Here is a 9,590-nt window from a genome sequence, read left to right on the forward strand (position 1 = left end):
CTTTTAATATCAAGAGCTTGGCGGGGTCCAGCAAACCTTAAGGTGCCTTTCAGGCCTGAGAACGCATTTCAGAGAGCAGCATACAATGCCCAACCACACTCTCGGCGACGCGCCCATTAAATGTCTTTCAAATTGGCCGCCTTTTGTTGCAAAAATAGATATATGCGCATATATACGCATAATTATATTTGGGCAAACAGGGACCAAGATGGTAAACCGGCTGAAATATCACAGGGTTCAGAACGCTAAAACGCAAGCCGATGCTGCTAAGGCGGCGGGCGTGACTCAGCCAACCTATCAACGCTGGGAAACTGACCGTGCGGAGGTGCCGAAAACCGCGCTGGCAAAGCTAGCAAAATACTTCAAGGCAACACCGGCAGAACTGCTGGGCACGCACCCACCTGTGGAGGCAGCGTTCTATAGCGATAATGCGCCGCTTGATCTGCAGTACTACGGCGAGATCGCAGTGCATTTTAAGAGCGCCAGCGAACCATTGGTGCTGTCGATCTCAGAAGCTGTCCGCGCATCGGCCTATTCGCAGCTACATGAGAACCGTCGGTTCATCACGTTCAAGGACTTGGGCAACCGCAGCGTGGCAATCCGGCGCGAGGCAATTTCCGAGTTCTATTTTTCCAGCGAAGCCTATGACTGGTACGGGCCGGAAGAAGAACATAACAATTACAAGCTGGGTACACCGGTCCAGATGCCCGACACGCGCGATTGGGATATCGTCGAGGCGATCTATGACGAGGAAATTGGGGCCGGTGATTCCACGTCAGATTATCCCAAGGAGCAAGTCGAGCGCGTCCGTGAGGCGGTCATGACCACCGATGAACAGTGGGACAAACTGGTCGCTGATGGCCGCGTCAAACCGGAGGAACTTGAGACCGAGAAGGCCGCGCGAGCGGCGGACACCGCCGAAATTCTCGCCTTGGCCCACACCGTGACGATCCAGCTTTCGAACGGCAAGCGCCGGGAGATTGAATACTTTGACTGCAACCTCTTCGAATGCTGGGAGCGGTTTGAGGACGAACACTATCCCTACAGCGACCCGGAGCCCGGTCTGATCCGCCTGCCATATGAGGGCTATCACCAAACGGTTTTCCTCAACCCGGAGGCATTGGATTACGTCTCGTTTCCGACCCACAAGGTGGAATGTGATCGTATCGAAAGTTATGACGATGGACTGGTGGATGACGACGAGGTTGAGGCGGATGGTGACGACGCCAAGGTGATCAAGCTGCCAAAGGCCAAAAAGAAGTCGCCCGTCAAGAAAGGCGGCACAAAACGAAGCTGAAGCAGAACACCGTGCCCCCTCACTGATCGAGGCTGGCTTCTATGATGAGAGGAACCCCGGTCGGCTCCGTCGCGTTATCGCTTTCGGCGGTCACGAAGGCAGGGTTTGCTATGTCGACTTCACGGGTGTTGGTCAGTGCGACATTTCTTCTCTAAGCCGTTGGGCACGGCGACGGCTTACCCGTGAGGAAGCGATGGTGGAATTTCCTCATGAAATCGGGAAACTGGAAGACGCGTTCTGCGATGCATTGGTGACTTGGCAAGAGCAGGCGGAGGAATGATTACCAGATTTACCAAGACATTTCCGGGCGTGACCGCGACGTCAAGGAAAAGCCGCCGCGAAGGGCGGTTGACAACTGGGATCGGCCAAACATCCAACTAATTCCTGCGTCCGACACCCTTCCCTCCAGGCTTCCCCTCGGCAGACGCCTTGAAGATGGAGCAGCAAAGTGCTATGTTAGACAAAATCCATTTTTGTCTAACACACGGCGAAATTCCATGGCGAAGGCATCAGCGAAGAAGCGCACACTGCTCCGGGCGAAACAGAGGAGAGCTGCATCCAAGGGCAGCTCTGGATTGATAAAGACCTTTAAGCGCGAGCTTGCGACCAGCGGGCTTGTCGTGAGCAAGGCGCGATTCAAAGCGGTCATGCTGGCTGCGGAACAATCTGGCCTTCTGGGCGAAAAAGACAGCCGCATCGGTGGCCGGGTAAGTCCCGCCCTGGTCCGGCAGGCCAAGCGCCAGACGGGCATCGAGACGGATACGGACTTGATCGAGTTTGCATTGGCGACGGTCGCACTTGAGGATAATTTCGCAGAGGCTTTCAAGGAGTCTCGGGGCAAGGTCGATCCAACGTTGAAGCTCGGTTTCTAAGTGGCGGAATTCGACTTTGACGCGGCGCGACGTTGGGCGCGATTCGATCCGGAAAACACGCTGGCACGGCGCAGCGACGATGAACTTCCATTCGTCAGCGCCAGTCCGATCGCCGGACAGGGACTACTGCTCGATACCTGCGTCTATATCGATCAAATGCAAGATCGTTCGCATCAGGTCCTGGACGACCTGATCGCGCAGCGGCAAGTCAACCATTCGACTGTCGCGATCCAGGAGTTGATGCACACGGTCGGCGCGCTGAATCCGTCCGACGCGCGAACCGCCCCTGTCGTCGATGTAATCGGGAAGCAGATCAAAGCGATGCCACCACATCGGATCTTTGCGCCGGACATAGAGGTGCTGGGACGAGCCGCGCTGCTATCGGGGATCCTCTGCCGCATCCAGGGATATGAAAAGGACGGCAAGTTGCGCGCGCTTCAGGACTGCGTACTGTTCCTTCAGGCGCAAAAGCTCGGCTTCGTAGTCCTGACTGCAAATGTCGGCGACTATGATATTCTACTCCAACTCATACCAACCGGACGCGTGCTGTTCTATCGTTCGAAATGAACGTACGCCCGCCTATCTCTACGATGGGCTACGCTGCTGCCCCTTGTATGCTGCTTGTGGTTTTCCTTCGCGAGATTTTGGTTCAATGAGCGCTGACCACGACAAGAGCGAACGCTAGACTAGAAGCACGTCGGAAAGAAGCCGACGGAAAAGCTCAAAGAAAAGGTTCACTGCGAGTAACAATGTGGGAGTAGAAATCGCGAAAATATTTTCGCATCAATGACTTATGCCCCAGGTGGTGCGCTCGGAGGGACTCGAACCCCCACGATTTTACTCACTGCCACCTCAAGGCAGCGCGTCTACCAATTCCGCCACGAGCGCTTTGGGGATGCCGGCTTAGGGCTTGAGGCCCGCCGGATCAACGGCGCCGATCTAACAAATCCATCAGTGGGGTACAAGCCTGCAAAGGCCCCGAATTCCACAAGCTTGGCAGGAAAGTTCCTGCCCTGCCCCCTGATCGGCCTTATCTCGTCCCTTGCGTCCGCGGCAGCATCTGCTTGACCTCGACCGCGATCCGGTTGCGGTCGACCAGCACCACCCCGGAGGCCACCGGCAGATTGTTGGCGAGAACCTTGACCTCGTCGGCCTCGGTTGCGTCCAGCTCGATGATGGCGCCGCGGGAAAGACGTAATACTTGATGGATCGGCATGGTGGTCGTCCCGAGGACGACCATGAGATCCACGGTGACTTTGTCGAGAGTAGGCACTGTCAGCACCACCGCAACTGGAGACTTACGCCAAAGGACTTGGCATTTGCGCCTGTGATCATCACCACGTTATGGTTAGCCAATGGTTAATTCGCCTCAAAACCCTCGCCAAGAGCTCGATTTGACGTCGTTTTCCGCCGCCGGCGGTGAGCCCGTCGAATGGCGAATCTCGGACGCGCCCGTGCCCTATCCGGAGGCCGTGGCCGCCATGGAGGCCCGCGTTGCCGCCATCGCGGCGGGCGAGGCGCCGGAGCTGGTCTGGCTGCTCGAACACCCCCCGCTTTACACCTCCGGGACCTCGGGCAAGGACTCCGACCTGCTCGATCCCCGATTCCCGACCTTTGCCACCGGCCGCGGCGGCCAGCTCACCTATCACGGCCCGGGCCAGCGGGTGGCCTACGTCATGCTCGACCTCAAGCGCCGACGGCCGGACGTTCGGGCCTATGTCGCAAGCCTCGAGGAGCTGATCCTGAAGACGCTCGCGGCCTTCAACGTCCGCGGCGAGCGGCGCGAAGATCGGGTCGGCGTCTGGGTGAAGCGGTCCGACAAGGGACCGGAGCACGAGGACAAGATCGCGGCGATCGGCGTGCGGCTGAAGCGCTGGGTCTCGTTCCACGGCATCGCCATCAATGTCGAGCCGGAGCTTGCGCATTTCGCCGGCATCGTCCCCTGCGGCGTCGCCGATCCTCGTTATGGCGTGACCTCGCTGGTCGATCTCGGCCAGTTGGTGACCCTGGCCGATGTCGACGTCGCGCTTCGGCAGGCTTTTGAAGAGCTGTTCGGGCCGACACGCGCGCTGCTGCCGGAAGCAGCCGCCTGACGTTTTCCTGTTGGCGGCGCGCCACGCGCGCGTTCTCCGCGGCCACGGAATCGGTTACGCTTGTATCAGGTGCCGCCCGCGCCTCCCCCCTCCGCCGGGAAAGCAGAATTCATGTCGGGCGACTAAACCGTCGGACCGACTGTTCGAGCGCCAGGCATAAGGAGGGATTGCGCTTCTGCTCGCAATGGGAGGTTTTAACCATGAAGTTGTCTGCACCGATCTATCATCTGAAGCGACAAGCGAAGCGCCTGTCCCGCGAGGAAGGCATCCCGCTGCACGCCGCGCTCGACCGCATCGCCGCGACGGAAGGGTTTTCCGCCTGGAGCATGCTCGCAGCGAAAGCCGCCGCCGCGACGCCGGCCAACAGGCTGTTCCCGCAATTTAAGCCCGGCGACCTCGTGCTGGTCGGGGCACGCCCCGGTCAGGGCAAGACATTGATGAGCCTCGAACTCGCCGTCGAGGCCATGAAGTCCGGCAGTCGTGCGGCATTCTTCTCACTCGAATACACTGAGAAGGACGTCCTGGACCGCTTGCGTGCGATTGGTGTCGAGCCGGTGGAGTTCGACAAACTCTTCGAGGTCGATTGCTCCGACGCCATCAGCGCCGACTACATCGTCAAGCAAATGGCCGCGGTCCCCCGCGGCACGGTCGTTGTGATCGACTATCTGCAACTGCTCGACCAAAGGCGGGAAAACCCCGATCTGACGGTTCAGGTGCGCGCGCTAAAATCCTTCGCGCGCGACAAGGGACTGATCGTCGTCTTCATCTCGCAGGTAGACCGGTCCTATGACCCCTCCGTCAAGCCCTGCCCCGATCTCAGCGATGTCAGGCTCCCAAATCCGCTGGACCTGACACTGTTCGACAAGATGTGTTTCATGAACAATTCCGAGGTTCAGTTCCGCGCAGCGAGCTGACGACAAAAGCCGCGGGTGAGATGACTCACCCGCGGCTTGCGGCCTCACGCCGCAGCCAACGACACTTCGAGCTTGCCGGCAATGTAGCGCCGCTCCTGGGTCAGGCCGCCAAAGCCGTAGGCGTCGCCCTTGACCTCGTCGACATGCAGATAGGTTTCGGGATGCAGCGGGCCCGAAATCCCGGCCATGCGCTTGAACATTGCGGCGAGATAAGCCGCCTTCTCGTCCTTGGTGTTGGTGCCCTCGCTGACGTGGATGTCGATCCAGTAGCTGGCAAGCTTCTGCTCGGCGAGCGACCTGCCGCCGGCGAACCAGTCACCCGCATCGACCGACTTCACGATGATGGCGGTGACCTTGGGATCCTTGTGCAGGATCTCAGCGGTGAGCTCGGAGACGGCGTCGGCTATGTCGGCCTTCAGCGACGGCGACTGGCGGGACGAGGTGTAGGACACGGTGATCAGGGGCATTGTCGTTCTCCTCAAGATGTCGCGCTGCTTGCGCGGTGTTGGCGAGAAGCTAGACCTTCCCCTGTCATTTTGGTAGCTTATCTATATTGATACCAGTGATAAGTATTCAAAATGACAGCCCCACTCGACATCGCCACCGTCCAGGCCTTCCTGCTGGTCGCCGACCTCCAGAGTTTTACGCGTGCTGCTGAAGCACTCGGCACGACGCAGGCAGCGGTAAGTCTCAAGCTGCAACGGCTGGAGGCACTGCTCGACAAACGTCTGGTCGAGCGCTCGCCGCGCGCGGTCCGCCTCACCGCCGACGGTGCCAGCTTCCTCGAGCGCGCCCGCGCGCTGATCGCGGCGCATGACCGCGCGCTATCCGGCGAGGCACCGGCCGCGCAATCGCTCTCGCTCGGCATCTCCGATCACGCCGCAGGCCCCGAGCTGGTGCCGTTGCTCGAACGGCTGCATGCGATGTCGTCAAACCTCACCCTCGCCGTCACCATCGGCTTCTCGCGCGAGATGCAGGATGCCTATGACGCGGGCGAGCTCGATGCTGTGATCGTCCGCCAGGAGGGCAGCCGCCGCGGCGGCGAGAAGCTGACCGAGGACGAGTTGGGCTGGTTCGCATTACGGCGCCTCATCCTGCCGAAAGGCGAGCCGCTGCCGCTTGCGACGCTCGCCCCGCCCTGCGGCGTCCGCGCCGTCGCCGTGCGCGCGCTCGACAAGGCCGGCCTCGCCTGGCGCGAGCGTTTTGTCGGCGGCGGCGTCACCGCGGTGGTCGCAGCGGCGCTCGCCGGGCTTGCAATCGCGCCGCTGGCACGGCGGATCGCGCCTCCCGGCCTGATCGACATCGGACCGGCGCACAAGCTGCCGAAGCTCGGCAGCTCGAAGGTGATGCTCCATTCGAAGGTCAGCGACCCCGGAAAGCTTGCGGCGCTGCGTGCGATGGCGGCGACATTTCGAAGTGTGGCCACCACCTGACATCTTTGCCGGACTGCGGACATCGCGATCACGTGGTGCCCGTCCTGCATACCGACCGCAGTTTTTGCCTAAAAACGTCCCAGAAAGCGGGAACCAACCGCCCTCTTGAGCGTTTTTCCCGGTCGAGGCGGGGTTCAGGAATGGTAAAAGAGTCCAGTCAACAGAGAGGCTTGTTCGAAAGCGAGCGGAGTTTTCGGCTGTTGGTGGACGGAGTCGCGGACTATGCGCTCTACATGCTGGATCCCACCGGCGTCATCACCAGCTGGAATATCGGCGGCGAGCGGATCAAGGGTTATTCGCCCGAGGAGATCCTCGGGCAGCATTTCTCACGCTTCTATACCGAGACCGACCGCGCCAACGGCAAGCCCGCGCGGGCCCTCGGCATCGCGCGGGACCAAGGCCGCTACGAGGAGGAAGGCTGGCGCGTCCGCAAGGACGGCACTTTCTTCTGGGCCAGCGTCATCATCGATCCAATCCACGAGGACGGCGCCCTCGTCGGCTTTGCAAAGATCACCCGCGACATCACCGAGCGGCGCAATGCCCAGATCAAGCTCGAGGCGATGCAGGCGCAGCTCGCGGAGTCGCAAAAGTTCGATGCGCTCGGCCAGCTTACCGGCGGCATCGCGCACGACTTCAACAATCTGCTGATGATCATCAGCGGCAGCCTTCACGTCCTGAAGAAGGCCGACCTCGACGATTCCAAGTTCCAGCGTGCGATCTCGGCGATCGACACCGCCACCAAGCGCGGCGCCGCGCTGACGGGACAGCTCCTGACCTTCGCGCGGCGGCAGAGCGTCAATCCGCAGGCGATCCATTTCGGCGACCGCATCGAGGCGATCCGCGAAGTGCTTCACGCCGGCGTCGGCAGCGCGGTTCGCCTCGCCTTCGACATCGAGCGCGAGGTCTGGCCGATCCACGCCGACGTCTCCGAGTTGGAGACGGGACTGCTCAATCTCGTCATCAACGCCCGCGATGCCATGCCCGACGGCGGTACGGTGACGATCGGCGCGCACAACATCGTCCTGGACGGTCCGCTCCACAGCGGCGAATTCGTTGCCATCACCGTCGCCGATACCGGGCTCGGCATCCCCTCCGACGTCGTCGACAAGATTTTTGAGCCGTTCTTCACGACGAAACCGGTCGGAAAAGGCACCGGCCTCGGCCTGTCGCAGGTGCACGGATTTGCGCATCAGGCCGGCGGCACGGTCAAGGTCGCAAGCGAGCTTGGCAAGGGCACCACCTTCACCATCCTGCTGCCGCGCGAAATCGCGGCCACGCCGAACGAGGCCTTTGAGGTAGCGCCGGTGCGCGGCAGCGGCACGGTGCTGCTGGTCGAAGACAATCCCGATGTCGCCATCGTCAGCATCGGCCTGCTGGAGCAGCTTGGCTATCGCGTGCGCCGGGTTGCGGATGCCGAATCCGCGCTGCGTGAGGTCGAGAATAACGGCGTCGACCTCGTCTTCTCCGACGTCGTCATGCCCGGCAAGATGGACGGGGTCGGCTTGGCCCATCGCCTGCGCCAGATCCGCCCCGACCTGCCGATCCTGCTCGCCAGCGGCTACAGCGACGCCGCCGCTGGCGTGCGCGGCGACTTTCCGATCCTGCGCAAGCCGTACGAGATCCACGAGCTCAGCGACGCGATCTCGAAGCTTCCGAAGTGATGGCCGACTAAACCGTCGGCAGCACCGAGAACGTTTCCCCTGCCCTGCGCAAATCCAGCCCATCCACGCTCGCCGTCTCGCTGGTGACGCTATCCACGCGCGAGGACGGCGGGCCGTGACGACACAGCGCGACCATGTCGGCGACATGCATGGGCGTACCCGCGAACAGTGCTTCCACGCTGCCGTCGCGGCGGTTGCGGACCCAGCCTTCGAGCCCGCAGGTCACCGCCTGGGACTCGACCCAGGCCCGATAGCCGACGCCTTGCACGCGGCCGCGGATCATGACCTGGAGGATCGCCCGGCTCATTTTTTCAGTCCGAGAAGGTCGGCACCACGCGCTTTCACTTCGGCTTCGCGCATGACGCGATGAGTCAGCTCCGCTGCTGGCAATCCCTTCAGCGCTTTCGGCGCCGTGCCCTCGCGCAATGCCTTCTGGACTTCGTAGACGGCTTGGGTCGCTGCCGCGATCGGCGCGTGGCCCTGAAGCGCGATGCGGACGCGCCGGCTGGCGAGATAGTCGATTGCGTTCAATTCGTCCGGCGCGCCACCGAGCACGATCGGCAGACGCGTTGCGGATACAACGGCCTCGAGCTCAGCGCGCGACTTGATGCCAGTGAAGAACAGTGCATCGACGCCGGTGGCTTCATAAGCCTTGGCGCGGCGGATCGCGTCGTCGATCGAGCTGATCGAGGCCGCACCGGTGCGGCCCATGATGACCAGCGTGGGATCGCTGCGACCGTCGAGCGCGGCCTTCATCTTGCCGACGCCCTCCTCCAGCGAGACCAGCTGCGCCTTCGTCTCGCCAAAGGCGGGCGGTAGCAGCGTGTCCTCGATGGTGAGACCGGCCGCTCCCGCCGCCTCCAGCTCCTGCACTGTGCGGCGCACGTTGAGCGCATTGCCATAGCCGTGATCGGCATCGACCAGCACCGGCAGCGCGGAGGCGCGCGACATCCGCCGCATCTGCTCGGCCAACTCGGTGAGCGTGATCAGCGTAACATCGGGATCGCCGAGCACGGCGAGCGAGGCCACCGAACCGCCGAACATGCCGAGCGGGAAGCCGAGATCCTCGGCAATGCGGATCGAGATCGCGTCATAGACTGAGCCGGGATGGATGCAGGTCCCGCCCGACAGGATCGATCGCAGTTTTTCGCGGCGGGAACGAAAGGCCATGGTGCTGTCTCGGTCAAGTTACGGAGGCCGCATCATACTCCGTCATTGCGAGCGCAGCGAAGATTCCATGGGGGGTGGATAGCGACCGAGTCTGGAGCCAGACTGGAGTTGCAAAACCACCCAACCTGGAGACACCGATGTTGCTCGATC

11 protein-coding genes and 1 tRNA gene are annotated in these 9,590 nt (G+C 61.7%); 7 read left to right on the forward strand and 5 right to left on the reverse strand.

All coding sequences use genetic code 11. The features are described 5' to 3' along the window. The first annotated feature begins 208 nt into the window (after positions 1 to 208). The 3 genes from ABIC09_RS28000 to ABIC09_RS28010 all read left to right on the forward strand — a co-directional run bounded on the left by ABIC09_RS28000 (position 209) and on the right by ABIC09_RS28010 (position 2,736). Positions 209 to 1,297: a helix-turn-helix transcriptional regulator gene (locus ABIC09_RS28000; RefSeq protein WP_354111258.1), complete on the forward strand. Its 1,089-nt coding sequence runs from the start codon at positions 209 to 211 to the stop codon at positions 1,295 to 1,297. 497 nt (positions 1,298 to 1,794) lie between these two features. Then, positions 1,795 to 2,169 (forward strand): hypothetical protein, encoded by a 375-nt coding sequence (locus tag ABIC09_RS28005; RefSeq protein WP_354111259.1) that lies wholly within the window; start codon positions 1,795 to 1,797, stop codon positions 2,167 to 2,169. After that, positions 2,170 to 2,736, forward strand: coding sequence for a type II toxin-antitoxin system VapC family toxin (locus tag ABIC09_RS28010; RefSeq protein WP_354032595.1), 567 nt, complete (start codon positions 2,170 to 2,172; stop codon positions 2,734 to 2,736). It begins immediately after the preceding gene. Between the two features lie 236 nt (positions 2,737 to 2,972). On the opposite strand, the gene ABIC09_RS28015 is transcribed toward ABIC09_RS28010, so the two are convergent. Both ABIC09_RS28015 and ABIC09_RS28020 read right to left on the reverse strand, forming a co-directional pair. Beyond that, positions 2,973 to 3,057, reverse strand: a tRNA-Leu gene (locus tag ABIC09_RS28015). Positions 3,058 to 3,199: 142 nt separating this feature from the next. Beyond that, positions 3,200 to 3,442 carry a FliM/FliN family flagellar motor switch protein gene (locus tag ABIC09_RS28020; RefSeq protein WP_008141759.1) on the reverse strand — a complete coding sequence of 81 codons (243 nt, stop codon included), beginning with the start codon at positions 3,440 to 3,442 and terminating at the stop codon, positions 3,200 to 3,202. A gap of 82 nt (positions 3,443 to 3,524) precedes the next feature. Between ABIC09_RS28020 and lipB the strand changes: the two genes are divergently transcribed. Beyond that, positions 3,525 to 4,262, forward strand: a complete 738-nt coding sequence (gene lipB / locus ABIC09_RS28025) for a lipoyl(octanoyl) transferase LipB (protein ID WP_354032585.1) — start codon at positions 3,525 to 3,527, stop codon at positions 4,260 to 4,262. Positions 4,263 to 4,462: 200 nt separating this feature from the next. Continuing rightward, positions 4,463 to 5,176 (forward strand): DNA helicase, encoded by a 714-nt coding sequence (locus ABIC09_RS28030; protein WP_148750438.1) that lies wholly within the window; start codon positions 4,463 to 4,465, stop codon positions 5,174 to 5,176. A gap of 44 nt (positions 5,177 to 5,220) precedes the next feature. On the opposite strand, the gene ABIC09_RS28035 is transcribed toward ABIC09_RS28030, so the two are convergent. Further along, entirely contained in the window at positions 5,221 to 5,643 is a 423-nt protein-coding gene (locus tag ABIC09_RS28035; RefSeq protein WP_354111260.1) for a tautomerase family protein, read from the reverse strand. Between the two features lie 111 nt (positions 5,644 to 5,754). On the opposite strand from ABIC09_RS28035, the gene ABIC09_RS28040 reads away from it, so the two are divergent. Together ABIC09_RS28040 and ABIC09_RS28045 are read left to right on the forward strand one after the other, a co-directional pair. Next, positions 5,755 to 6,609, forward strand: a complete 855-nt coding sequence (locus ABIC09_RS28040) for a LysR family transcriptional regulator (RefSeq protein ID WP_354111261.1) — start codon at positions 5,755 to 5,757, stop codon at positions 6,607 to 6,609. A 140-nt stretch (positions 6,610 to 6,749) separates the two neighbouring features. Beyond that, positions 6,750 to 8,270 (forward strand): PAS domain-containing hybrid sensor histidine kinase/response regulator family protein, encoded by a 1,521-nt coding sequence (locus ABIC09_RS28045; protein WP_354111262.1) that lies wholly within the window; start codon positions 6,750 to 6,752, stop codon positions 8,268 to 8,270. 7 nt (positions 8,271 to 8,277) lie between these two features. Here the strand turns inward: ABIC09_RS28045 and ABIC09_RS28050 are convergent, their stop codons facing one another. Next, the gene (locus ABIC09_RS28050; RefSeq protein ID WP_354032582.1) at positions 8,278 to 8,577 is read right to left on the reverse strand and encodes an acylphosphatase; all 300 of its coding nucleotides are present in this window, start codon (positions 8,575 to 8,577) and stop codon (positions 8,278 to 8,280) included. Continuing rightward, positions 8,574 to 9,440 carry an isocitrate lyase/PEP mutase family protein gene (locus ABIC09_RS28055; protein WP_354111263.1) on the reverse strand — a complete coding sequence of 289 codons (867 nt, stop codon included), beginning with the start codon at positions 9,438 to 9,440 and terminating at the stop codon, positions 8,574 to 8,576. The genes ABIC09_RS28050 and ABIC09_RS28055 overlap by 4 nt, the downstream gene beginning before the upstream one ends. Between the last annotated feature and the right edge of the window lie 150 nt (positions 9,441 to 9,590).

Origin of the sequence: Bradyrhizobium sp. S3.12.5, from assembly GCF_040548225.1 — a bacterium.
Classification (GTDB): Bacteria; Pseudomonadota; Alphaproteobacteria; order Rhizobiales; family Xanthobacteraceae; genus Bradyrhizobium; species Bradyrhizobium cytisi.

Excerpts from the sequence above, each read along its gene's own strand:
- ABIC09_RS28000 (WP_354111258.1), top strand. The coding sequence starts at position 209 with ATGGTAAACCGGCTGAAATATCACAGGGTTCAGAACGCTAAAACGCAA.
- ABIC09_RS28005 (WP_354111259.1), top strand. The coding sequence starts at position 1,795 with ATGGCGAAGGCATCAGCGAAGAAGCGCACACTGCTCCGGGCGAAACAG.
- lipB (WP_354032585.1), top strand. The coding sequence starts at position 3,525 with ATGGTTAATTCGCCTCAAAACCCTCGCCAAGAGCTCGATTTGACGTCG.
- ABIC09_RS28030 (WP_148750438.1), top strand. The coding sequence starts at position 4,463 with ATGAAGTTGTCTGCACCGATCTATCATCTGAAGCGACAAGCGAAGCGC.
- ABIC09_RS28035 (WP_354111260.1), bottom strand. The coding sequence starts at position 5,643 with ATGCCCCTGATCACCGTGTCCTACACCTCGTCCCGCCAGTCGCCGTCG.
- ABIC09_RS28040 (WP_354111261.1), top strand. The coding sequence starts at position 5,755 with ATGACAGCCCCACTCGACATCGCCACCGTCCAGGCCTTCCTGCTGGTC.
- ABIC09_RS28045 (WP_354111262.1), top strand. The coding sequence starts at position 6,750 with ATGGTAAAAGAGTCCAGTCAACAGAGAGGCTTGTTCGAAAGCGAGCGG.
- ABIC09_RS28050 (WP_354032582.1), bottom strand. The coding sequence starts at position 8,577 with ATGAGCCGGGCGATCCTCCAGGTCATGATCCGCGGCCGCGTGCAAGGC.
- ABIC09_RS28055 (WP_354111263.1), bottom strand. The coding sequence starts at position 9,440 with ATGGCCTTTCGTTCCCGCCGCGAAAAACTGCGATCGATCCTGTCGGGC.